The following is a 24,331-nucleotide window of genomic DNA, read 5'->3' as shown; positions in this document are numbered from 1 at the left end:
AAATGATTGTACTAACTAATTGAAAATCATTAGCTAAAAAGAGGTCGTATGACCTGTAACCAGGAAATATTAAATCAAAAACGATTGGAAGAGGACACTAAAGTCCTTATCAATCAAGGGGGGAGTTAAGTAGGGTTTCGGCTGCTCAGCAACGATAAATGGAGCAAGCTCGAAAATAAATGAGTGAGTAAATGCAGCGATAAAAATAAGTTGGGTAGCATCAACCTTAAGAACTTTGACGGTTTGGTCAATATCGTTATGAACCAACTCGAATTGATTTTGACAGCAATCATCTGGGATTATGCTTTGATGTGCATCTGAGGATTTATGAGGATTTTGTGAGGCCATTCCGCAATCCAAATGTTTGATTGCCAATCCAAATTCTGACACCATTTCCATACCCATACAAAAATGGGAACTCTTTGCTATACCGATGCTAGAAAACATCAGCAAGAAAGCGAGCGCTATGGAAATCTGCTTTTTCAATTGCTTAAAATTACGTAATTATTGGGATAGTGTTTGCTTTTATATTTAAGAGTTCAGTAAAGTAAGGTGTTAATCCACATCACCTTATCTGATGTTGGCTTTTGGTTGTGGATTAATAGTACTCCGTTTATATTAATTACTCTTTGGTTATTTCGGTCATCGGTCTTCCAGCTTTTTTTCCGTCTCAAAGTACAAATGATAATGCTTGCTACAACCGGGATTGAAAGCAGCAGTGCACTTAGGACAGGTGTTTCCACTTTCCTGATATTCCGAGATTGTCAGTTCCGTACCACATACTCCACAGAGAATCGCTTTGGTGTCAAACTCAGTTTTTGGCCAAACTTCCGGCTTGTGATCAGCTTCTTCCTCATGGCATGAATAGCATGGATAGTACTTTTCGCAGCACTTGAATTTGATAGCAATAACATCCAGATCCGAATGCCAGTGCTGACATCGGGTCTGGTTATCGACGGTTTTTCCGTAGATATTTATTCCTTTTATTTCTGATTTTACAATTGGAAGCAAAACAGCTTGTTGGGCTAGAATATTGTTGGAAAAAAGTATAAGTAAGGTAATTAGTAGGGTTTTCATTGATGTTCTTGGGGACTGTTTCATCATTTGCAAAGTGAAGGTAGTTAACCTTTGGGGTTTCTAAAACCTCGAAGGTTTTTCTCTGTACCTATTAAAACCTTATCACATATTCCATACAGCTACAAATACCTTAAGAAAGCCTCAGGATTATTGAGGAAGTTTTTCAAGATCGTAAAGTGCTCTGTCTCCTGATAATTAACTTTCTCGATTTTATCTCCAAACTGAAATATCGTCGCATTAGGAAGCGTCATTAAGATAGGGGAGTGAGTGGCGATGATAAACTGACAACCATGATTTTCTGCCAGATTTTTGATCAGGGAGAAAAGTGCCAATTGCCGCTGAGGAGAAAGTGCAGCCTCAGGTTCGTCAATCATGTAAATTCCTTCTGCTTGCAATCTACCCTCTAAAACCTTCAGAAATCCCTCTCCATGTGATACTTCTGTAAGATTTCCATATTTCCGAAGTAGCGCTTCTTTTTGACCATGAACAGCTCCCACAGCCAATTTTAATCCAGTCCCACTCAATCTTTTTTCGAAATCTACGATATCACCTTTGAGTTCATCATCCAAATTCCTAAGGCGCTTCACAAAGCCAAAGTAATCTTCAGCCCTAAAGAAAAAGCCACGATAAGCTTTATTATTCCATCGGGTGACTATACTTTCTCCATAGGATTTGACTCCATCAAGTGTGTCGTCTTGTTCCAAATCTGTACTGCCAATCGCAGGCAAATTCAACTTGATAGCCAACGCTTTTAAAAGGGTTGACTTTCCAGATCCATTTTCCCCAACAAAAATCGTTATCGGATTTTCGAAAGTCATAGTGCCCAATTCAGCCAAAGACTTTATAGAAAAGGGAAACTGAGAGTTTCTCCCTGTGGGAAGATGGATCTGATGGAGGAAGTACATAGAGATTTGGTGGTTAGAATTGGATAAAAGCCGGGTAGCACACAAATTCGGGGATAATAGCTCAGCTCGGGATTACAAATCCCGAGCTGCAGTCCAGCATCGGGCAGCAATTAATTTATTCCGGTTTTGCGATAAATCCTGCTTTCAAGACAGTTTTGAATACTTCATCTGCCGTGATGTCATCAGAATCTACTGTGAGGATTCTGTCCTCACTTTGCAAATCCACCTCCCATGAATTTATTTTGGGCTCGGCATTTAGGACTGGAGTTACTTTTGCAAGACAGTTGCTGCAGGCGATATTAGTTTTGAATTTTTGAGTTTTCATTTTATTTGAATTTTAAAGTTGTAAAGTTTTTATGTTTTAGCTGTCACCCTGAGCGCCTACCTGGCTCGGTAGGCAGGAAGTCGAAGGGTTATATCCGGTTTAGATTCTTCATACTAGCTACTTGATACTTCTTTTTCTTGGTTCTAAACTCTTGAATCTAATGTCTCGATACTTGCTACTAGACTAGATACGTTTACTTTTCAGTCTAAGACTGTTCAATACTACTGACACAGAGCTAAAGGCCATAGCCGCACCCGCGATCATGGGATCGAGCAGGAATCCATTGATTGGATAAAGAACGCCTGCGGCAATTGGTATACCGATCACATTGTAAATAAATGCCCAGAATAGGTTTTCCTTTATTCCCCGAACAGTTTGATCGGATAAATTCAATGCTTTGGGAATGACTTCCAAGTCTGAGGAAATGATGGTCATTTTGGCCACATCCATCGCAATGTCCGAACCGTGCCCCATTGCTATGCTGACATCAGCTTGTGCCAACGCTTCCGAATCATTGATTCCATCCCCGACCATGGCTACAATTTTTCCTTTAGCCTGAAGTCCTTTCACGAACTCAGATTTATCAGAAGGCATCACTTCTGCTTTGAAATCAGTCAAACCGACTTGCTTTGCAACTGCACTGGCTGTCTGCGGATTATCGCCAGTAAGCATGTACACATCAATTCCCTTTTCTTTTAGCTTTTGAATAGCTGATTTAGAGCTAGGTTTGATTTCATCGGAAATTGCTAATACAGCAAGCACAGATTTTTCATTAGCAAAGAAAACAACTGTTTTTGCTTCTTTACTCCATGTATTAGCAAGCGTGTCCAATTCAGAATTCATCGAGATTCCATGTGACTGGATCAGTTTGGAATTTCCAATATAGAAGGATTCTCCAGCTCGATTTTTCGCTTGTACTCCTTTTCCTGTTAAGCTTTGAAAATCTTCGATTGCTTCAGATTTAACTCCTTCTTCGATAAGTTTTTTGCTTACCGCTTCTGCCAAAGGATGTTCTGACTTGGATTCAATTGCGAGTAGGACAGGAGCAAATTGCCTTTGTATCTCCTCGCTTTCCCAGTTGATGTTGGAAACAGTTGGTTTTCCGGCAGTAATTGTCCCTGTTTTATCCAGAATAATTGCATTGACTTTGTGGGCTATTTCTAGGCTTTCAGCGTCTTTGATCAGAATATTGTTTTCAGCGCCTTTCCCGATTCCAACCATAATAGCAGTAGGTGTAGCCAAACCCAGTGCACAGGGACATGCGATTACCAGTACGGCAACTGCGTTGAGGAATGCATGGGATAACGCATCTTCGCCACCGACAATCATCCAAACTGCAAAGGTCAAAATTGATATCCCGATGACTACAGGAACAAAGATAGAGGCAATTTTATCCACCAATTTCTGAACTGGAGCCTTGCTGCCCTGTGCTTCCTGCACACGCTTGATGATTTGGGCTAGAAGGGTTTCACTCCCGACTTTCTCGGCTTTGAAGTGAAAACTCCCCTTTTGATTGATAGTACCTGCGAACACTTTATCATTTTCTGATTTCTCCACTGCCAGGGGTTCACCACTGATCATGCTTTCATCCACAAAGGAATTTCCTGAGAGCACTTTACCATCCACTGGTATTTTTTCTCCCGGACGTACGATGATTTCATAGCCTTTCTGAACTTCGGATATCGGGATTTCTTTTTCCTCACCAGCGACAATTGCTTTCAAGGTTTTTGGCTGAAGTCCCATTAGATTTTTGAGTGCTGAGGAAGTTTTTGACTTCGCTTTTTCTTCCAGCATCTTCCCAAATAGGATAAAGGTGATGATCACTGTGGCCGCTTCGTAATAGACATGCGGTTCAAAACCCCTGCTCACCCAAAACTCTGGAAATAAAGTGTTGAAAAGACTGAAAATAAAAGCTATTCCTGTACTCAGTGCCACCAGTGTGTCCATGTTTACACTTTTATGTGTAGCCTGTTTCCACGCACTGATGAAGAATCTTCTTCCAAAAACCGAAAGTACTGGTATTGCTAAAGCAAGAGAAATCCACGTTCCTGGATTCCAATGCATGAAAAACATTCCTATAATGAAAATAGGAAGGGTTAAAATAGCTGCTCCGATTGTATGTCTTTTTAGTTTTTGGTAATGTTCAGCTTGGTTTGTTGAGACAGTTTCATCCGCATTTTCTGTTTCCGTGATAAGACCATACCCAATTGCTGAAAGCGCTTCGTTCAGGCCTTCAGGATTTATTTCATCCGAGTATTCTACCAAAACAGTACTTGAAGCGAAATTGACTTGGGCGGATTTCACTCCATCTGTATGTGCTAGAATTGTTTCCACACTGGACGCACAAGCTGCGCATGTCATGCCGGTGACTGGGAAAGTCTCTTTATGTAATGTTTGAGTTGCTTCTTCCATGAGTTGTCTGTCTTTATTCGACATTACAAACTTAGGAAGAGTCGGGGAGGGTAGTGTTATGGAATTTTGTGGAAAAGTTATAAGATTTTGGGAGGTCGGGGGTATTCACCACAGTGACCACAGAGGATTACGCAGAGGTCGCAGAGAAAAAATATTGATGTTGTCCTGCTTCTCCAGAAGCTGGACTTTGAATTTAGGTAGAAAATGCGAAATAGATTGGATTTAGCGTTCCATCAGAACGCCTTGTGAAATTTGTCGAAAACCAATTTCGAATGAAACCGAAAAAAGGCCTAGCGAAATAAATCACTAAGCCTTTTCAATAATCTATGGGCTGAACTGGTTTTTATCTCAATGAATTAATCCATTTTGCGATTTTCATTGCATCTTCTTTGGATACTTGAGCCATTGGAGGCATTTCAGTAGGATAATCAGGCCAGTTTTGAGGCTGAGGATTATAGATCAATTCAACGATCTTTTCATCCGTATATCTTCTTTTAGCTACCTCAGTGTACGCTGGACCAATTACCTTTTTGTCCTTCATGTGGCAGGCCGAGCAGGTATTTTTTGCTAGAATCGTTTTGATCTCTGCATCTGTTGGAATAGCAGAGTCCACTGTTTTTGCCGGAGCGGGCTTAGCTGCTTCTGGTTTTACAGCCACTTCTTTTACTGGCTCTGGAGCAGGAGTTTTGATCACCATCTTTGCTCCGGCAGGAATACTATTTAATGTATAATAAGCATCTGGGTGTACCAAAGAGAAGCTTCCATCCACAGCTCTTACACCAGGTAAGCTAATCTTATGTACAAAATATGATCTTAAACCTTCCACTGCAATTCTTGCGGACATACCATCTGCAGCTACTTCCACGCCTAGTACTTTTAGTGTTTTGTTGTCTACAGGAGGGCTACCGTACACGGGGTAGTATTTGTAAGTGAAGCTTTCCACTGTATAAGAAGTCAAGTCTTCTGCTGTAGCTTTGTCTACTGGCTTGGTAAATTCGATTAGGAATCCATCAGGCTGAGCCTTAACCGTTCTCATTTCAAATGGAACATTATAATTCCAAACCAAGCGCTGCAAACCTTCATTTGCTTCACCGGCAGAACCCCATCCACGGTTGGTTTCTCCGATAAACAGGGACTTGTCAGGAGCCCAAGCCATTCTCAAGATACCTGACTGAAAGCCAGATCTGAAATCGATGGAAGCACCTTGCATCACACCATTTATTTCCTCTAACGTGAGACGCATGATTTTACTTTGTCCCTGATCACCTACCAAAACCTGACCTGCAAAAGGGCCAAAATGACCTTCAGGAATAAGAACTGGCTCTGAATTCGAAATACCTTGGATACCATGAGGCAACCAAACTGCAGGAAGCTTCAAATCAGGAAGTTCTTCCTTGGCCTGAGCCATGGTGATATAAGGTGCGTCCATTACATTCTCTGGTTTTTCAAATCCACCAGTTCCATTAGGTACTTTTTGCGGATCAACGACCTTGTTGAATTCTTCAGTAGTCAATTTCAATGGAGAATCAGGAAGGCCAGTCCAGGCCAAACCTGCTGGGTGACCGGTGAAATCACCTTTGTCGATGAACCATAGTCCACCCGAACCAATGTAATCACCTTGATTTTCGGTATAGACTAACTTATCGCCGAGCATGCCCAATCCGGCAGGAGATCTCATCCCGGTCGCATATGGCTCCATACTTCCATCACGGTTGATCTTCATGATCCAGCCTCTATATGGCACACGGCTTTCGCCTCTCCACCATTCCTGATCACCAAAAGCTACGTTTGCAGACACGAAGAACGAGCCATCAGGACCTACCTTTGGGCCGAAGCTGTACTCGTGATAGTGAGCAGAAATAGGCCAGGCGTACACGGTTTCATACAAGTCAGCTGTACCATCCTGGTCTGTGTCTACCAATTTGGTTAGCTCGCCTCTTTGAGCCAAATAGAATGCTCCATCTTCATAATGAAGTCCTAGAATCTCATGGAGTCCAGAAGCAAACTTTCTGAAGAAAGGTTTAGGACTGGTAGGGTTTTCTACAATAAATACATCTCCTCTACGAGTAGCTACGCCAAGGTCGCCATTTGGCAAAATGGTCAAACCACCAACTTCCAAAAGTGTTCCTTCAGGGGCTGTTACCCGCATGATTTTAAAGAAATCCTCCTCTTTTGGAGATTCCTGTGCTTCGACTTGCCCCGCCATGAGCTGAATTACAGCTGCTAGTCCAAAGGCAATTTTTGTGAATTTATTCTTTAGTAATGTTTTCATCTTTGCGCTGTCCTTGGATTAAAAGAGAAGATTGTAAACGATGTTTCCCTTTGCAGGCAAGAAAATACCCTCGCCGCTAGCAGTGGCATGAGTCACAGGAGCACCATAAGTTGCTTCATCGTATTCCAGGTACAAACCTGTGTCAGGAAGCAGGTAAAATCCTTTTTTGACCTTTTGTATTTCTGTGCCTGCTGCTACTCGGTAGTATCCATTGGCTATGCCAGATACTGATCTTTGCAGACCTTTGCCAGAATCCAATACTTTGATTTCATCTTGTACAGATTGACCGCCAAGTTGATAGGTAAATACAATATCTTCCGGACCGTTTATTAATTGGTAGCCTTTAGTTCTGAATTCTTCGGAAGCACTGTATTCGTTGTTTACAGCATTTACTTCAGGAGAACCTAAGTTGATCAAAGCTCCACGTGGTACCGAAACACCATTTCCACGGCTATTCCACATAGGAGTTGCATTCAAAAACTCACCTCTCCATACTTGGATCAGTGTTCCTGTTTCCATGTCATACGCATAATTCACCTGCTCTTTGCCGGCTACTGATACGACATGACTTAATCTTTTGAAATTAGGAATATCCCGGAAGCTGCGCAAAACTGGAGTCTCATCAGCATCCACCAAAATTGGGTCTGTTTCTTGATAAGCACCTGCTTCTGAAACTAAAAGATCTATATTTCTTAGACCAGGACCAGAGATAGAAAGGTTGAATCCATCTACAGACCAGTTTCTGTTTTTAGAAGCAATGATCTGGATTGGATTGTCACCAGCTGATAATTGCTTTTTGACTCTCACACCTCTATTAGAAAGATTTGAAATGCTTTCACTCCCAACTGCAAAGCCTGCCATTCCACCTGGAACCTGAAGCGTGATTTCAAATTCGCCAGCTTCAGCAACGTTTAGATTTGCTGTGTATTTGGTCAAGTTGACATCAGAAACGGAGGTAGGGACTTCTTTCAGTGAAGCAACACTTCCTTTTGCAGCAACAGTCTTTCCTGCTAACTCTTCCAAACTGTTGAATGAACCTTGGTAAGTTTCATAGCTCACATTAGATACGGTAGGAACTGTAGCATCGAATGGAGTGATTTCAATATTTCTAAAAGCTACAGCACCGTGATCTCCTTGGATTCTTAGTGGACCTTCAGCCACATCTTCAGCGGTCATTGATCCACGGGTAGGACCGAAGACCTCTAGATTTTCGTGAATGGTTACACCATTAAGTTTCACAGAAAGGAAACGTGCATTTTTGATTTTTTTGCCTGAGGCATCAAATTTTGCTGCTTGGAATGAAACTTCCAGCTTTTGCCATACACCCGGAGCTTTGGAAACATTTTGACGTGGGGCATATCCTTGATAGCCTTTTTGGCCTTCAGGCTTACTTTCGTCCCAGCGCTGATAGATTCCGCCGTTATCTCCAGGTTTGGTGGTGGTAGAATTCCAACTATCAAGGATTTGAAGTTCGTAGTTCCCTTGAAGGTAAACGCCTGAGTTGGATCCTGGAGCGACCAAGTACTCTAAAGAAAGGTCTACATCACCAAATTTCTCTGTGGAAATAATGTCAACTCCTTGATTTTTCTTCGAAGGTAGATTCACCAAAACTCCAGATCCATCCGAGGATTGAAGTTCATTAGGAACAGTTGGGTCTGCCCAGACTTTTCCTACTTCTGACCAGCTGCCTTTATTTCCTTCGAAGGAACTAAGATCTAGCTTGACAGGATTTTGCTGTGCTTGCACGATACTTAGCTGGAGAGCTAATGCAGCGGTGAGCAAGCCTACATGTTTGTTCAAAATCATGTGAATTTGAGGGTTAATTGATAGAATGAGGTTTATTAGAAAAATGCAGAATATTAAAAACTCACTATATTTTACATTTTGGGAAATAAAGTGATTTAAAATTTCTGATAATGATTTTAATAAGTCTGACTATTGAATTTTTCTTTCTGACTCAAAGATAAACGCTCGAGATCTTTCTGCAAGTAAATTTCATTTGATACAGCGTAAGCTTAAGTGATTCTTTGAATCTGTCTCAATACTTTAAAAAATAACTAAGAATGTACACTTTCTGATAAAATCTTAGATCTGGTCCAAGCTTTTTCGTTGTGGCTGAGCTTGATTTTTAAAAGCTGATGGAGTCATTCCAGTCTCTTTTTTGAATTGTGAAGATAGATAAGCTACGCTGCTGTAGCCAAGTTGATCGGCGATTTCGGAAAGGTTTATATTATTGTAAAAAATCAATTCTTTCACACGCTCAATTTTCAATTTGGTGATAAACTTCTCAATAGTTATGCCTTCAACTTGAGAAAAAAGTCTACTCAGATACGTGTATTCATGATTGAGTTTTACAGAGATAAAGGTCGAATAGTTTTCAGACAAAGGTTTATCAGAATGCTGAATTTGTTCGATTAATGTGCTTTTGATCTGAGAGATTAAAGTGGATTTTCCTTCTTCCAAGAGTTCAAAACCACGATCCTCCAGCATCTTTGCCAATTGTTTTTTCTGAGAAATGCTCGGTGAAGAGTCAAGTGTTATTTTTCCCAACTCTAGAGTAGAGTAGGAGAGTTGCAGCTGATTCAACGCTTCCTTCACCGAAGTGATGCATCTTGGACAGACCATGTTTTTGACGTATATCAGAGGCATACTACTAGGATTGCTACTAGTACAAAGGTATTCAACCATGCGAAAGTTCTAGGCAGAAGTGGTTGGAATTATATAAAAGCAAAAAAGCATCCTAAAATTACTTCTAGAATGCTTTTCTGATTAAGAGTTTTCTTAACCGATTTTTGAAAGAAATACCCTGGAAGTGGCAAGCATAGCCAAAGCCACCAAAGGCATAACCATTGAAGAAGCGGGATCGGCATTAGCTGCATGGGCAATAAATGCCGAGATAAATGTGATTCCAAACCCAGCATAAGCCCATTCTTTGATAAGCTGAGGAGCAGCAGGGATTAACAACACAAATGCACCCAGAATCTTAGCAACTCCAAGTTCAATTCTGAAGAAATCCTTAAACCCCATTGCAGTAAATCCCGCAGATACATTTGGGTCAGTGAAATATGCATATGCGCTGAAAAGCATCATTAGCGACACAAGTCCTGTCGCTACCCAATAGATAATTTTGTTTTTCATCTGTTTATTTTTTTTAATGGTCATATGGAATCTCGCAATACGGATAATCATTCCTCTGTGTGTCGTTCTTCGACATGCTCGATTTCATAGTTGTAATATTTCTTGCAAACTTACCGTAATATGCTATACATTTGTAAGCACTATACTGATGTATAGTGCTATACTTTGGTATAGTATAAGTCAAATCAAGATTTGAGATTGATATGAATAAAAAGGGAAACTTAAGTCCTACCAAGTGTAAGCTGATTATCCGTCCTGTTCAGGATGCGTTGGACGTACTTAGTGGAAAATGGAAACTTCCAATTATCATTGCACTGCTCCATGGTGTGAAGCGTTTTTCAGAGATTTCGAGGGAAGTACCAGGGATTACTGACCGAATGCTTTCAAAAGAACTTCGGGATCTTGAGCTGAATCATCTTGTGAAAAGAACTGTATATGATACATTCCCCGTGACAGTTGAATACACCATGACTGAATACGGTGAGACACTCAAAGATGTAATCGGTGCACTTCATGTTTGGGGAGAGAATCACAGGCGAAAAATCTTTGGAGACGACTTATTGAGAGAGCCAGTGAATAAGGATCATTTGGCGTAAGCTACAGCAAGATTTCGACTATATAGTACAGGAGTGAAGGGCAAAGCAAACAGCCCAAACCTGTATAAAAGGTGGCAGTTACAGCTCCATAAGGGACGAGTTTGGGGTCGGTAGCTGCCAATCCAGCTGCGACTCCGCTTGATGTCCCCATGATCCCTCCGAAAGCCATTGCTGATCCGGGGTCATTTAAGCTGATTTTTTCTGCTAAGATAGGAGTGAAAATAGTCACAGCTATAGTTTTTACCACTCCAGCGGCTATGCTAAGAGCAATCACCTCCGAACTTGCGCCCAATGCAGCTCCTGTGACAGGACCTACAATATATGTGCATGCTCCTGCACCGATTGTAGCTAAGCTTACTGCATCTCGATACCCCCATAGCCAAGCCATGGCTACCCCTGATATGAAAAATAACAGAATTCCAAAAACGAGAGAGATAAGTCCTAACAAACCAGACTTCTTGATGAGCAAAAAACTTGCACCCATTGCCGTAGCTACGATTGCAAAATCCCGGAACATAGAACCTCCCAATATACCAACTCCACGGAAAATTCGAATGTCAGACAATCCCTGTTCCCCACCTGTAAAAACTCCTCCCACATATCCCAAAACCAATCCCAAAAAGATGGCAATAGCAGATCCTGGAATTCTGCCATTCAATACTTTTTTAGAAAATAAATCCGAAAGATAGGCGAGCAATCCAATGGCAAGAAAGCCTACTATCAATGCATTTTTATCAAACACCTTTAGCAATTCATCCATTTCAGTTTTGCTTAAATGCTTTCATGAGAAATGGGAAAAATACAAAGGCGAGAATTACTGGAATTATTCCAACAACAATGGCCAAGTTTCCACTGGAGATAGCTGCCTTTACATTTAAACTGGCAGCCATGGCAATCACGACAGGGATGTACAATTTATTCCAAAAATCAATTCCGGAGATCATTTCATGCTTCCACCAGCCTTTTCTCTCAAATAATTCTTTGAGAAGCATCAGAATGATCATGGCAAAACCAACTCCACCGACATTGGAATTAATGCCGATGAGTTTACCAAGAAGCTCTCCAAGCCACTGACCGATGAGGTAGGAAAAGGATAGAAGTGCAACGCCATATATGAGCATGATCAGAAAAGTTTTTTCAAGTCATTCTTGGTCACTTTTCCCATCGCATTTCGTGGTAAATCTTCTATAAATATATAGTTACGGGGAGTTTTATAGGAAGGCATTCTTTCTCGCATCCACTGATTAAGTTCCTCAAGATCGGGGTGATCTTTACATACCAAAGCAGCTACGACAAGTTCTCCCCATTCTTCATTTGGGATTCCTACTACGCCACAGTCTTGGATTTGAGTATGCTTACGCAAAACTTCCTCGATCTCTAAAGCTGAGATTTTATACCCACCAGATTTAATAATGTCAATAGAATCACGACCGAGAATTCGATAATAACCATCTTCCATTATGGCAATATCTCCAGTCATGAACCACCCGTCTTCTGTAAAGCTTTTTGCTGTTGCCTCGGCCTTGCCCCAATATTCTTTAAATACGCACGGACCTTTTACTTGTATCTCTCCGGGTTCGCCATCTGGGACAAGATTATTATCCTCATCCACAGTTCTTATTTCTACATTGGGCAGGGGTTGACCAATGTGACCAGCTCTCCGTTCTCCAGTATATGGGTTGCTGATTGCCATGCCTATTTCTGTCATTCCGTAGCGTTCCAGTAAATAATGCCCAGAGATTTCTTTCCATTTTTCCATAACAGAAACCGGTAAAGCAGCAGATCCGGAGACCATGAGTCTAAATCTTGCCATTGCCGCAGATAGTTCTTTTTGCTCATTGGTTGGAAGACTTTCGAATTCAGAAATCAATTTGAAATAGATTGTAGGCACTGCCATGAAAACATTGAGTTTGCCCTCTTCGAAAATCCTGAAAACCTCTTTAGCATTGAAAGGGTTAAGAAATTGCACTGTGGCACCAGACCATAGCGCACAGCAAAGCACATTGATAATTCCGTGGACATGATGAAGCGGGAGTATTTCTAGGATATGATCATCCGAAGACCAATTCCAAGCTTTCACAAGCGTACTGATCTGAGATTCTACAATTGCATGAGTCGTTAGGACTCCTTTTGGAAGGGAGGTAGTGCCCGAAGTGTAAAGAATCATAGCGCCCCGGTCTTTGCTGATCTCTGGCAAGGCGATTTTTCCGGTCTGTAAAACCGTATCTATTTCAATAAAATGTATGTCTGAATCGGTTTTATATTTCTCCAGAATGGAAACATATTCAGGGCTTACGATCAAATATTCTGCTTGAGTATCTTCGATGACATAAGCCAATGAAGGCAGGGGATAAGTAATACAAAGTGGAACTGCAATGCCTCCAGCTCTCCAGATGCCCCATTGCGCAGCTACATAATCTATTCCAGGAGAAACCATAAAAGCCACTCGTGATTCATTTAGATCAGGTTGATCACCCAGTAAAACATCACTGATGCCATGGCTTCTATCAAGTAAATCTTGGTAGGAATAGCTATTGTTAGAATCAATTACCGCTGCTTTGGACGGGAACCGTTTGGCGTTGTCTAAAAGTTGGAGCATGAAAGAATCTTATTTCGGGTTTATTTTTTTGGTAAGTTAAATGCTATTGTTTACAAAGGAAATAATAGTTGTATGATTTCCTCTGTAATATGTGTTTGTGCTCATTTCTTCATCATGCAAAACCCGGAACAACTATTTTAAATAATATTTGTTCTGTATTTGCAGAACTAACTGAACTTTCTATATCTTTGTCCCGTTATCAGCGCATAACCCAAATTAATTGAAGATGATATTGACCGAAAGACATAAGGAACTGATCGAGCGAATTGGTGTATTCCATGAGCATAAGGGAATGCAGCCTTTAGTAGGGAGAATAATCGGATTGCTTTTGGTTCACGAAGAAGGTGAAGTTTCTTTCGATGAAATCGTAGAGCAACTTGGAGTAAGTAAAAGCGCGGTAAGTAATGCATTGACTTTCCTTCAGGCCAAAGGCAGATGTGTATATTCTACCCGACCAGGAGACAGAAAACGATACTTTGCTCTTAAAGTAAGTGACTGGAGAGAGGACTTTGAACAAGAGCTCGAAAACATCGCTGAGATTCAGAAATTTATAGATGAAGTGTTGGAAGTGAGAACAGACAAAAACCCTGAATTCAATTGTAAAATGAAAGACTTCTCTAATTTCTTGGGCTTTTTCAAAAAAGAAATTCCAGCCCTGTTTGAACGATTTAAAAAACAACAAGCATAAAAAAATTTGAATAGAAAGTTCATTAAAAACAGAACCAACTATATATTTTATAACCAACTATTTATCAACGACATGCTAAAGAAGTATTTAACGTATGCATTTTTCTTATGGGCTCCGACGGTGGCTATCGGACAAGAAGCTATGCAGGAATTCAATCTCCCCGATACGCTCACTTTGAAAGAGAGTATTCAGATCGGTTTGGAAAATAACAGAACACTGAAAAAAGCCATTCTGGATGAAGAAAAGGCTAAGTATCAGAGAAATGAAATCAGAGGTGCCGGTCTCCCGCAGTTCTCTGCTTATGGTCAATACAACAACTTCCTGGATGTATTTCCTCAGGCAGTACCAGGAGGGATTTTTGGTGGTGACCCGAGTGAGATTCAGGTAATTTCTCTAGGGGTGCCACAGTCACTAAAAGCTGGTTTCGAATTGAACCAGTTGATTTTTAGTAACTCATATCTGATCGGTTTGAAAGCCGCAAAGACTGGTGAAGAATTTTATCGAATTCTCGCTGAGCAATCTGAGGAGGATGTAATACATGAAATATCTATGAATTTCTTAGGAGTGATTCAATTGGAACTTCAGAAAGAAAATTTACAAGCTAATATTGACCAGTTAGAAAGCCTTCAGAAGATCCTTCAGTCACAGTATGATAACGATCTGGCGCGTAAAGTCGATCTGAACCGGGTGAAAGTAAACTTGACTTCTATTAAAAGTGAACTTGAAAACCTGGAAATTTCTAGCTATCAACAAGAAGGTTACTTGAAGCTATTGATGGGTATTCCAGTGGATACAGAGATCAATCTAGATCAGTCCATTGCCGATACAGATCAGTTGATACAGGACTTTCAGATCCAAGACCTAAGTATTGCAGACAGAAAAGATATTCAGGTATTGGGAGTTCAGAAGCAGTTGTATGAATATGAATACAAAAACATCAAGGCGGCACACCAACCTCAATTGGTAGGATTTGCTGATTTCAACAAGAATGCTTTCTCAGAGGACTTTGACTTTATGAGCCAAAATAAAGTGTGGTATCAAGGCTTTTTAATAGGGTTGAAACTTCAAATCCCAATTTTTGACGGAATGCAAACTAAATACAAAGCGGCACAATCAAGGGTGACTGCCCAGCAACTGGATCTGGATCGCCTACAAGCAGAAGATGCTGCTGAATTGGAGTACAAAAATGCACTTAATAAGTATTACAACTCCATAAGTACACTTAAGTCACTGGATGGTAATCTGGATCTCGCCAATGATGTATTAAAAGAAACCACATTGCTCTACAAGGAAGGACTAAGTCCACTGACTGACTTGCTGGATGCGGAGACTACACAAAGAGCCGCACAGGCAAATTTCAACAATCAAATTATTCAGGTTCGTATCGCACAACTGGAGATACTGAACTCAACCGGAAAAATCACTAATCTTTTACTGTAATAAAACTCATACCAACGATGAAATCGAGCATGTAGCAGGAGATACACACTGTGATGATTATCTCAACCATGCGAGATTCCATCCCGATTTTCGGGACAAGTAATGGCCATTCAAAACAATTATAAACACATGAAAAAATTAATAATCATAGCGCTTCTTTTGGTCAGTGTAGGGGCAGTAGCTTTCACCCTTTACAATAACAAGCAGGAAATGAACGAGGCTGCCACCCTGGCCATGAAGTCCAGCGAGTATATCTCTGTGACGGTGGAGAAAGTGGAAGAGAAAACTGTTAACCGCAACTTTGAATCAAACGGAATATTTGAACCTTCCCAGGAATTAAAACTGATGGCGGAGACTTCTGGAGCTATCGTCAAAATACAGCGAAGAAAAGGGGATTACGTACGTAAAGGCGATCTTCTTGTGCAGATTGATGATCGCTTGATTAGTTCTGAATACACAATTGCAAAGCTAACCAGAGATCAAGCTGAGAAAGACTTGAAGCGTTTTGAAAATCTTGCTGCAACTGACGCAATTACCAAAAAGCAGTTGGAAGAAAATGAAAATGCCTTCAAAATTGCCGATGCACAGTTGGCAGCCTTGAAGAAGCGTTTGGATGACACCAAAGTAACTGCACCGATATCAGGCTTCATCAATGAAGATTATTACGAGATGGGAACATTGGTGAGTCCAGGTATGCCTTTGGCAGATATCATCAATAAGAATCCACTCAAACTAGCAGTGAATGTCACTGAAACGGAAATATCCAAAGTGAAAATTGGTGACGAAATAACGATAAGAGTAAATGCTATGTCCAATCAGGAATTTACCGGGAAAGTGCATTTCATCTCTGACAAAGCTGATGCTTCCTTCAAATATGAAGTGGAACTGATCATGAATAGTAAGAATCAGGATCAGATCAAGCCAGGTATGTTTGGAACAGCTCAGTTCCAGTTTTCCCAGGAAGAAAAAGTGCTGAAGATTGACAGAAAGTCGATTGCAGGAAGTCTAAAAGATCCAGGAGTTTACTTGATCAAAGATGGCGCGGCCGTATATCAGCCAGTGAAAATCAATCCTCTTACTGATGGATCTGTGGAGATTCTTGAAGGCTTGAAAGTGGGTGACGAAGTAATTGCTTCCGGGCTGATCAACGTGCAAGAGGGAACAAAAGTCAAAGTTCAGTAAACTATGCAAATCACTAAAATATCGATACAACGGTCGACCATGGTGGTCGTATTGTTCACCGTACTGACTTTGTTGGGGGTTTTTTCCTACACGCAACTGTCATACGAGCTTTTGCCAAAAATGGAAACCAATGTGGTAACCATCTCTACTATCTATCCCGGCGCAGCGCCATCGGAAGTGGAAACTTCAGTTACTAAAAAGATCGAGGATGCGGTAGCTTCCTTAGAAGGAATCAAATCGATGAATTCCATTTCTCAGGAGAGTATCTCCATCATCACTATCGAATTGGAGGCAGGAGAAGACGTGGATTATTCCATGCAGGATGCACAGCGAAAAATCAATGCGATCTTGGGGGATCTTCCTGATGATGCAGATCCACCGAGCCTGGGTAAGTTTGATTTGGATGATTTGCCGATCATGCAATTGGCAGTTTATTCCAACCTGAATCCATCTGATTTTTATGATTTGATCAAAAACAAGATTCAACCATCATTGGCTCAGATCAAAGGTGTAGCCCAAGTGAATATGCTAGGTGGTACCGAGCGTGAGATCAAAGTCAACCTAGATAGAAACAAATTGGATGGATACGGTATTTCGCCGATTACAGTTGCTCAGACAATCAATGCGAGTAACCTGGATTTTCCTACGGGTCGACTGAAAGATAACGAAGGACAGGTTTTGATCCGCCTTGCGGGTAAATTCCAAAACATCCAGGACATAGAAAATCTGGTGATTGCTTACCGTGAAGATGAATCTCCAATTCAACTGAAGGAAGTGGCTGAAATAGCCGATTCATATAAAGATGAAGACATTCTCACAAGACTTAATGGTAAATCTGCAATCGGTCTGACAGTGCAGAAGCAATCTGATGCCAATGCAGTGGAGGTGTCGGAGATTTTGGAGCATGAGCTGCATGTAATCGAACAGACCTATACTAAAGAAGGTATTTCTTTCCAGATTTCACAGAACACGTCTGAGTTTACATTGGAAGCAGCGAATCACGTAATCACGGATTTGATAATTGCAATTGTGTTGGTGGCCTTAATTATGCTGTTGTTCCTACATAGTATCAGAAATGCGGTCATTGTAATGGTGGCGGTGCCAGCTTCCATCATTGCGACATTTACAGTGATGTTCTTGGCTGGCTTTACGCTAAATCTGATGTCATTGCTAGCTCTATCACTTGTAGTGGGTATTCTGGTGGATGATGCCATTGTAGTGATTGAGAATATTTACCGTCACTTGGAAATGGGTAAAACAATTGCTCAGGCTTCTTACGATGGTATCAGAGAAATCGGATCGACTGTGGTTTCCATTACCTTGGTAATTATAGTTGTTTTCGTACCGCTAGCAATGACAGGCGGGTTGATTGGAGGTATTTTAGCTCAATTCAGTATCACAGTTGCTACAGCTACCATAATAAGTTTGCTAGTGGCATTTACACTAATACCGCTGCTCACCTCTAGGTTTTCGAAGCTGGAGCATTTGGATAAGAATTCCTTCTTTGGAAAAATTGTTTATGGCTTTGAAGCTGGGTTGGATGCTTTTGTGGATTGGTTGATAGGAATTTTGAGATGGGGATTTGCGCATAAGTTTGCTTTGCTCACAATTACTTTCCTGCTTTTCATATCTTCTTTCTTTTTGGTAATCAAAGGGTTTATAGGATCTGAGTTTGTCTCCGAAGGAGATAGAGGGGAATTCTTGCTTAGGCTGGAGCTTCCAAAAGATGCAACACTTGAACAAACTAACTTCAAAACGCGAGAAGTAGAAGATTACCTAAGAACTCTCCCTGAAGTCACTGAGGTTTTTACTACAGTAGGTGTGGCCAGTGGCCAGTTTACAGGTTCTCAATCTTCTCCGTTTACTTCTGAGATTTTGGTGAAACTGGTAGAACCTGAATTTAGATCAATGACAGGTCCTGATTATGCAAGAAACCTAGAAAATTACCTGGAAGAGCATATCACTGGGGCTGAATACACTGGCGTTCCAATCTCAATTATGGGTACTGCGAATGATGCACCTATTCAAGTGATTGTTTCCGGACCTGACAAGGATTCAATTCGTGTCGTGTCTGAGAAGATAGAAGCTATTCTCGCAGGATTGAAAGGTACCCGTAAAATTGAAAGCTCTCTAGAGGATGGGAACCCTGAAATCCGTGTAGAAGTGGATCGCTATAAAATGAATGAGCTGGGTCTTTCCATGGATATGGTAGGTGGGGCACTTCAGGTAGCATTCAACGGAAACGATGATTCCAAATATACAGATGGTGATTATGAGTATGATATTCTGGTGAAACTGAATGAGTTTGACCGAAAGTCGATTTCAGATGTTCAAAATTTAACTTTCCTGAATAGAAATGGAGACCTGGTGAAGCTAGAGCAGTTTGCAACAGTCAATCAGTCAGAAGGACCTACCAAATTGGAAAGAAGAGACCGTGTTTCCTCCGTTAAAATCACTTCACAAGTAGCCGGTGTTCCTTCAGGTACTGTCGGTGCTGAGTTGACTTCGGCGATTGATCAGATGGATCTTCCACAGCAGGTGCAGATCAATTACGACGGTGACATGAAGAACCAATCGGAAGGTTTTGGTTCATTGGGAATCGCGCTTTTGGCCTCAATCATTTTGATCTACTTGATCATGGTAGCATTGTATGACTCTTACATATACCCACTGGTGGTGATGTTCTCACTTCCTATGGCGTTGATCGGTTCCCTGCTTGCCTTGGCACTTACCAAAGGCACGCTAAGTATCTTCTCTATCATGGGTCTAATCATGCTCATGGGTCTGGTAGCTAAGAATGCGATCTTATTGGTTGATTTCACCAACCAGCTGAAAGAGGCTGGAGTTGAGGTGAAAGAAGCATTAGAGAAAGCTGTGAAGATCCGTTTCCGTCCGATTTTGATGACTACAATCGCGATGGTGATTGGTATGATGCCGATTGCTTTGGCCACTGGTGCAGGTGCTGAATGGAAAAACAGCTTAGCATGGGTAATCATCGGTGGTTTGCTTTCCTCCATGTTCCTGACCTTGGTTGTCGTTCCGGTGATTTACTATCTGTTTGACAGATTTATGGTGAAAATAGGCAGAGCGGAGAAGAAGCATATCGAACTCGAAGAGACGAATGTGGAGGAATTTGAATCCGAAGCAGCTGCTTACGTGTAAGCCAACTATGACTAATCATCCCCTTGCTAGTCGCTTAGATTGGCAAAGGGTAACTAAAATACCCAATGAAAAATTATACTGATTTACGCAAAATCTCAAAGGTCTTCCAACAATATGGAATAGACTTGACGGGAAAAAGAAAGTACGCCTCATTTGAAAGCGACTTAAGAATGGATAAGGTATTTGTCTCTGGTTTGATCTTCGAACTAGAATACGAATTAAGGAAACAAATAGCTGATGACAAGGTTGAAGGTGTGAAAGCACCAGCCCAAATTATAGAATTGTTGATGAGTTAAATTTTTGAAAAAGAGTCCGAAACTTTCGGACTCTTTTTTTTTATTTTTACCGCAGTGGACACAGAGTTTATCGCAGGAGCGCGCAATATGTTTATTCACTTTGCTCAAACCGAAGAGTATGACTAGCATTGTGCATTTTAGATAGTTATTTCCATTTGCATGGAATGTGGTTTTGAACTTAGATTGAGAATGATTTATGTGTGAAATTGAGTTGAATTAATATAGAGCATCAAAGTTGAAATGACTATAGAATCCTTAGTTTGGTTTTCCCTTGATAAAAATAATGGCTGATCCTATGACTAGCCATTTTGCTTTTTTGAAATCGAGCATGTCGAAGATCGACACAAAGAGGTATGATTATAAATCCTGCGAGATTCCATATGACCGCTAAAAGCAATTATAAACATATGAAACCAAATGCTACTCCTCCAAAAGTGTTTCATTAAACAACTTCAAAATCCTTTTGTATTCATCCGTCCATGAACTAGGTTCTACAAATCCATGATCTTCCACAGGATAAATAGCCATTTCCCAATTGTCTTTTCCCAACTCAATAAATCGCTGTGAAAGTCTTACCACATCCTGGAAATGCACATTCACATCCACCATACCATGTGCCATCAGCAAGTTGCCTTTCAGACCTTCTGCAAAGTAAATAGGAGAGGAACGACGATAAGCAATCGGATCTTCTTCTGGAGTGTTGAGAATGTTGGCAGTGTAGCCATGATTGTAATGTGCCCAGTCAGTGACAGAACGAAGTGCAGCACCTGATTTGAATGTTTCAGAAGCATTGAAAAGTGCCATCAAGGTGATAAAACCACCATAACTACCACCATATAAGCCAACTCTGTCAGGATCTATTCCATGAGAAGATATTAGGTATTTCACTCCGTCAACTTGATCGGATAGGTCTTTTCCTCCCATGTGACGATAGATTCCCGTTCTCCAATCACGGCCATATCCGGCAGATCCTCTGTAGTCAATATCCAAAACCGTGTATCCTAAATCAGTCAACAGATTATGAAACATGTATTCTCTGAAGTAGCTGCTCCACCATTTATGGACGTTCTGCAAGTAGCCTGCACCATGAACGAACACTACAGCTGCACCATTCTTTTTGGCCGGATCCGGTAAGTATAGTCTTGCCGGTACCTGTGCTCCATCTTCTGCAGTGAATCTTACAATTTGTGGTTCTCTCCAATTGTAAGCTTTAAACTCTTCGCTTTGACCGGAGGTTAGTTGCTTAGCTTTTGCACCTACTTTATTGTTTTGGAGGTAAAGCTCAGCTGGTTTATTGCTGTAGGAATAAATGATGGCGAGTTTTTTCTCATCTGGAGAAAGAACCACATCATTATTCCCAGTCATGGAAGTAAGTTTTTCCATTTTTCCACCCATCAATGGCATCCTGTAAAAATGACGCTCTCCTGGATCTACTTCAGAAGTAGTGAAATACCAGAATTTTTTATCCTTCGAGAGAAAAGGATTGAATACCTCATAGTTGCCAGAGGTAAGTGCTTTCTTTTCACCTGAAGTTATATCCAGCAAATAGAGATGAGAATAACCACTTTCCTCAGACTGGAAGTAGATGTGTTTGTTATCAGGTAACCATCCCATCGTACCTCCAGAGAAAGAATACCCAATACCCGGACCTGATATCCAAGCTTCATCCCGTTGTCTATCTAGTGTGTTTAATTTTCCTGTTTCCAAGTCTATGGAAGCAATCCAGCGATCTTTATTGTCAGTGGATCTAATGTTCAGGATAGCTTTTTTGCCATTAGAAGAAAAATATGGGCTTGAGAAAATGACGTCTCTTTCCTTTTCTTCCCAAGTTTTATCAGGATAGTCTATTATATAATCCGGTAAATCTTTGATTCCAGGCAGTTCGGAAGAACTTATGAAATACACCGTATCACGCTGTAAATCGTAGATTCCCACATCCGTTTTAGTAGGAGTAGAGCCGACTTTAGCTCGGGCATTGAGATCTACGGTATATCCTGAAGCATCTACATAGTCAGGAACTTTGGTGTTTATATTCTCAGAAGAATTGTAGATGGTGAATGTAGCATAGTTGCCGTCAGCTGATAACTGTAGGTTTACAGGGCTTTTTCCATCTGTATAATAAATAAACTCATCCTCTTCCGAATCACGAAATGATTCCCGGTAATCTCTGCGCCTCTTAGCTTTCTCCTTTCTGTCTCGGACCACACCCAGTAGCTCCAAGTTTTCCGATTCTAGCCAATCTGTTTTTTCATCCTCATTTTCGGATTTGTCTTTTAGCTTCGATTCAGTGGAAATATTGGTAACCTTTCTAACTGTTTTGGTAGATCTATTGAAGACAAAAATATTGCTCTTCGAAATAAATGAGATCTCCATTTCATTTGACATGAATTTTGGATCAGAAAAGTTTTCAGGCCATTCCATGAGCAAACTGGAAGTACTTGAAGCCATATCTTCAAGCATCAATTTCTTGTCGATCTGATATATACGGAATGATTTGTCTGCATTAAAGTCCTCCTCACTTCGCTCGTTTGCCTTCATTTCTTTCCAATTCACCTTTGAGATTGATGCTTGATCTGTTAGGTTTAATTTATACAATGAATCAGCAGGATCATTAGCTAAATTATATTGGAAGTAGATGGTTTGTGAATCATCACTCCAAGAAGCTGAAGATGGGAAAGTTCCCATCCACATAGGATCTCGCATGATGTGTTCTACACTTAAAGTCGACTGCGCATGAGCTTGCAATAGGGCAATGCAAAGCAAAGGCAGAAACAGTAGTTTTCGCTGCATATTCGTAGGGGTTTGTTTATTCTGAAATCAAATAAGAGTGTCAAGAAACTGATTAAGCTCAGTTTCTATTGCGATTAGATGGGCTTGAAGGCTTTCGTTTAGCCTATGATAATCATTAGGTTTGTTTTCAATTTCTTCTAATAATTTTCGTGTTTTTTGAGCTCCTATGTAACTCATGCTAGGTTTAGCTTTATGACATCGATTTTTAACTGTGGTAAAGTCATTTTGATCGTAAAAGACATTCAGTTCCTTTAAATCCTTGATGTTAGTATCCAAAATTATTTGGACCATCTCTCTAATCATATCTGGCTCGTCTTCGCCAAAATAATGATAAATCGATTGCTCACTTATGAGTTGATACATGATTGGATTAAAAAGGGTCTTACTGTAAAAAGTTTATTTATGCGGATCTTCATAAAATTAATCACAATTTTGAAAAAGTTTAATTTTCGACCAAGGTCTTTCAATAATTCATGAACATTGGTCAGAGATTTCTTATGATTAGTTAATTTTGTACTCCATCAAGTCAGAAATTAAATTACGGAATGCAGAGGAATAAGAAAATATTTTTGATCCTGTTTTTGATATTCATGTTGATTATGTGCTTTATCGGATATGATATTTCCCAAAGAACAACCTTTCCAGGGTCCAAAGGGAATTTGGAGCAACGAATTGGAGATGGCCTGGAGAAGGACGAAAAATAGACTACTATTTTTCATATTCACTAAATGGATTACACGAACTCAGTAGCCTTACTGAGATAAAACCAACTCAATGGATAACTTAATGACTCGCCAGCTTGACCTTATTTTGCGTGAGGGAAAAGTGGATTTTGAGCGGGATTTTGAATTAGAATTAGAACCAAAATATTTAGATCAAAAAGGCCACAATTGGCTTGCAGAAATCTACACGGATTTGGGAGGAGTTGGGGATTTACCCATACTTAAAAAACTGAATTTCGACTTTAAAATCAATCGGAATTTATTCGTGTATGATGATGAAATGCACTTCAATAGATACCGTCTAATTACTTTTAGGTCAGATCTTTATTCAGAGCAAAATTTCTCTTTTACAGAAACTCAAAAAAGACTCTGTAGAAGCTATGAGAAAGAATGTCTGAAAGTCGGAATGCAGCAAAGAATCTGGAACGGATCACCTATAGCCAAGCATTGTTTTGGCGAAGCCAGTGAGCCAGGAGACTTCTCGGAAAATGGGGCAATAGGATGGAAGCTTACCGCATACAATGATGTTCAGTTTGATCTCCAAACAAGAATCCATGGGTATAGACTTTTCCGAATCACTCCCTTCGAAACGCTGATGACTGGCGGTTCATTGAAGAGATTAGACCAACTGCTTATAAATCCCAAAGAGGAGCAGCGCGCAATGCTTCTAGCCTGGTTTAATCGAAAGTACGAATCCTAAAAGTCAAAAGGGGCAGTATTTTCTCTA

Annotated in this window: 21 protein-coding genes; 7 read left to right on the top strand and 14 right to left on the bottom strand. The window is 40.6% G+C overall.

Features of this window, described 5'->3' with window-relative positions; all coding sequences use genetic code 11:
- Positions 1-69: 69 nt before the first annotated feature.
- The 9 genes from SYJ56_RS11030 to SYJ56_RS10990 form a co-directional block, all read right to left on the bottom strand.
- A complete protein-coding gene (locus SYJ56_RS11030; protein ID WP_323834150.1) occupies positions 70-486 on the bottom strand; it encodes an HYC_CC_PP family protein in 417 nt (138 codons plus the stop codon).
- 156 nt (positions 487-642) lie between these two features.
- Positions 643-1,077, bottom strand: coding sequence for a CHY zinc finger protein (locus SYJ56_RS11025; RefSeq protein ID WP_323834149.1), 435 nt, complete (start codon positions 1,075-1,077; stop codon positions 643-645).
- A 119-nt stretch (positions 1,078-1,196) separates the two neighbouring features.
- Positions 1,197-1,982, bottom strand: a complete 786-nt coding sequence (locus SYJ56_RS11020) for an AAA family ATPase (protein WP_323834148.1) — start codon at positions 1,980-1,982, stop codon at positions 1,197-1,199.
- Positions 1,983-2,097: 115 nt separating this feature from the next.
- Positions 2,098-2,307 (bottom strand): heavy-metal-associated domain-containing protein, encoded by a 210-nt coding sequence (locus SYJ56_RS11015; protein WP_323834147.1) that lies wholly within the window; start codon positions 2,305-2,307, stop codon positions 2,098-2,100.
- 183 nt (positions 2,308-2,490) lie between these two features.
- A complete protein-coding gene (locus SYJ56_RS11010; protein ID WP_323834146.1) occupies positions 2,491-4,719 on the bottom strand; it encodes a heavy metal translocating P-type ATPase in 2,229 nt (742 codons plus the stop codon).
- Positions 4,720-5,062: 343 nt separating this feature from the next.
- A complete protein-coding gene (locus SYJ56_RS11005) occupies positions 5,063-6,991 on the bottom strand; it encodes a c-type cytochrome (protein ID WP_323834145.1) in 1,929 nt (642 codons plus the stop codon).
- Between the two features lie 18 nt (positions 6,992-7,009).
- Positions 7,010-8,797, bottom strand: a complete 1,788-nt coding sequence (locus tag SYJ56_RS11000; RefSeq protein WP_323834144.1) for a 3-keto-disaccharide hydrolase — start codon at positions 8,795-8,797, stop codon at positions 7,010-7,012.
- 279 nt (positions 8,798-9,076) lie between these two features.
- Positions 9,077-9,640 carry an AraC family transcriptional regulator gene (locus tag SYJ56_RS10995; RefSeq protein WP_323834143.1) on the bottom strand — a complete coding sequence of 188 codons (564 nt, stop codon included), beginning with the start codon at positions 9,638-9,640 and terminating at the stop codon, positions 9,077-9,079.
- A gap of 132 nt (positions 9,641-9,772) precedes the next feature.
- Positions 9,773-10,129, bottom strand: a complete 357-nt coding sequence (locus SYJ56_RS10990; RefSeq protein ID WP_323834142.1) for a DoxX family protein — start codon at positions 10,127-10,129, stop codon at positions 9,773-9,775.
- 203 nt (positions 10,130-10,332) lie between these two features.
- On the opposite strand from SYJ56_RS10990, the gene SYJ56_RS10985 reads away from it, so the two are divergent.
- On the top strand, positions 10,333-10,725 hold the full coding sequence (locus SYJ56_RS10985; protein ID WP_323834141.1) for a winged helix-turn-helix transcriptional regulator: 393 nt from the start codon (positions 10,333-10,335) through the stop codon (positions 10,723-10,725).
- 1 nt (position 10,726) lies between these two features.
- Here the strand turns inward: SYJ56_RS10985 and madM are convergent, their stop codons facing one another.
- From madM to SYJ56_RS10970, 3 genes are read right to left on the bottom strand one after another with little or no spacing between them, the layout of a single operon-like run.
- Positions 10,727-11,485: a malonate transporter subunit MadM gene (madM, locus tag SYJ56_RS10980; RefSeq protein ID WP_323834140.1), complete on the bottom strand. Its 759-nt coding sequence runs from the start codon at positions 11,483-11,485 to the stop codon at positions 10,727-10,729.
- A 1-nt stretch (position 11,486) separates the two neighbouring features.
- Complete coding sequence (gene madL, locus SYJ56_RS10975; protein ID WP_323821772.1) at positions 11,487-11,846, bottom strand: malonate transporter subunit MadL; 360 nt, start codon at positions 11,844-11,846, stop codon at positions 11,487-11,489.
- A gap of 2 nt (positions 11,847-11,848) precedes the next feature.
- Positions 11,849-13,324 carry an acyl-CoA synthetase gene (locus SYJ56_RS10970; protein ID WP_323834139.1) on the bottom strand — a complete coding sequence of 492 codons (1,476 nt, stop codon included), beginning with the start codon at positions 13,322-13,324 and terminating at the stop codon, positions 11,849-11,851.
- A 226-nt stretch (positions 13,325-13,550) separates the two neighbouring features.
- On the opposite strand from SYJ56_RS10970, the gene SYJ56_RS10965 reads away from it, so the two are divergent.
- The 5 genes from SYJ56_RS10965 (at position 13,551) to SYJ56_RS10945 (ending at position 20,092) form a co-directional block, all read left to right on the top strand.
- The gene (locus tag SYJ56_RS10965; RefSeq protein WP_323834138.1) at positions 13,551-14,012 is read left to right on the top strand and encodes a GbsR/MarR family transcriptional regulator; all 462 of its coding nucleotides are present in this window, start codon (positions 13,551-13,553) and stop codon (positions 14,010-14,012) included.
- A 6-nt stretch (positions 14,013-14,018) separates the two neighbouring features.
- Positions 14,019-15,452: a TolC family protein gene (locus SYJ56_RS10960; RefSeq protein WP_323834137.1), complete on the top strand. Its 1,434-nt coding sequence runs from the start codon at positions 14,019-14,021 to the stop codon at positions 15,450-15,452.
- 129 nt (positions 15,453-15,581) lie between these two features.
- Positions 15,582-16,634, top strand: coding sequence for an efflux RND transporter periplasmic adaptor subunit (locus SYJ56_RS10955; RefSeq protein WP_323834136.1), 1,053 nt, complete (start codon positions 15,582-15,584; stop codon positions 16,632-16,634).
- Positions 16,635-16,637: 3 nt separating this feature from the next.
- Positions 16,638-19,796 carry an efflux RND transporter permease subunit gene (locus SYJ56_RS10950; RefSeq protein WP_323834135.1) on the top strand — a complete coding sequence of 1,053 codons (3,159 nt, stop codon included), beginning with the start codon at positions 16,638-16,640 and terminating at the stop codon, positions 19,794-19,796.
- Positions 19,797-19,861: 65 nt separating this feature from the next.
- A complete protein-coding gene (locus SYJ56_RS10945) occupies positions 19,862-20,092 on the top strand; it encodes an acyl carrier protein (RefSeq protein ID WP_323834134.1) in 231 nt (76 codons plus the stop codon).
- A gap of 420 nt (positions 20,093-20,512) precedes the next feature.
- Here the strand turns inward: SYJ56_RS10945 and SYJ56_RS10940 are convergent, their stop codons facing one another.
- Both SYJ56_RS10940 and SYJ56_RS10935 read right to left on the bottom strand, forming a co-directional pair.
- Positions 20,513-22,882, bottom strand: a complete 2,370-nt coding sequence (locus tag SYJ56_RS10940) for a S9 family peptidase (RefSeq protein ID WP_323834133.1) — start codon at positions 22,880-22,882, stop codon at positions 20,513-20,515.
- Between the two features lie 27 nt (positions 22,883-22,909).
- The gene (locus tag SYJ56_RS10935) at positions 22,910-23,245 is read right to left on the bottom strand and encodes an Hpt domain-containing protein (RefSeq protein WP_323834132.1); all 336 of its coding nucleotides are present in this window, start codon (positions 23,243-23,245) and stop codon (positions 22,910-22,912) included.
- 411 nt (positions 23,246-23,656) lie between these two features.
- Between SYJ56_RS10935 and SYJ56_RS10930 the strand changes: the two genes are divergently transcribed.
- Positions 23,657-24,304 carry a DUF7255 family protein gene (locus tag SYJ56_RS10930; protein WP_323834131.1) on the top strand — a complete coding sequence of 216 codons (648 nt, stop codon included), beginning with the start codon at positions 23,657-23,659 and terminating at the stop codon, positions 24,302-24,304.
- The last annotated feature ends 27 nt before the right edge of the window (positions 24,305-24,331 follow it).

The sequence above is a fragment of the Algoriphagus aurantiacus genome (assembly GCF_035156405.1).
Taxonomy (GTDB): domain Bacteria; phylum Bacteroidota; class Bacteroidia; order Cytophagales; family Cyclobacteriaceae; genus Algoriphagus; species Algoriphagus aurantiacus.
The sequence above is the reverse complement of the archived record's forward strand: the minus strand, read 5'-3'. Positions and strand labels throughout refer to the sequence as shown.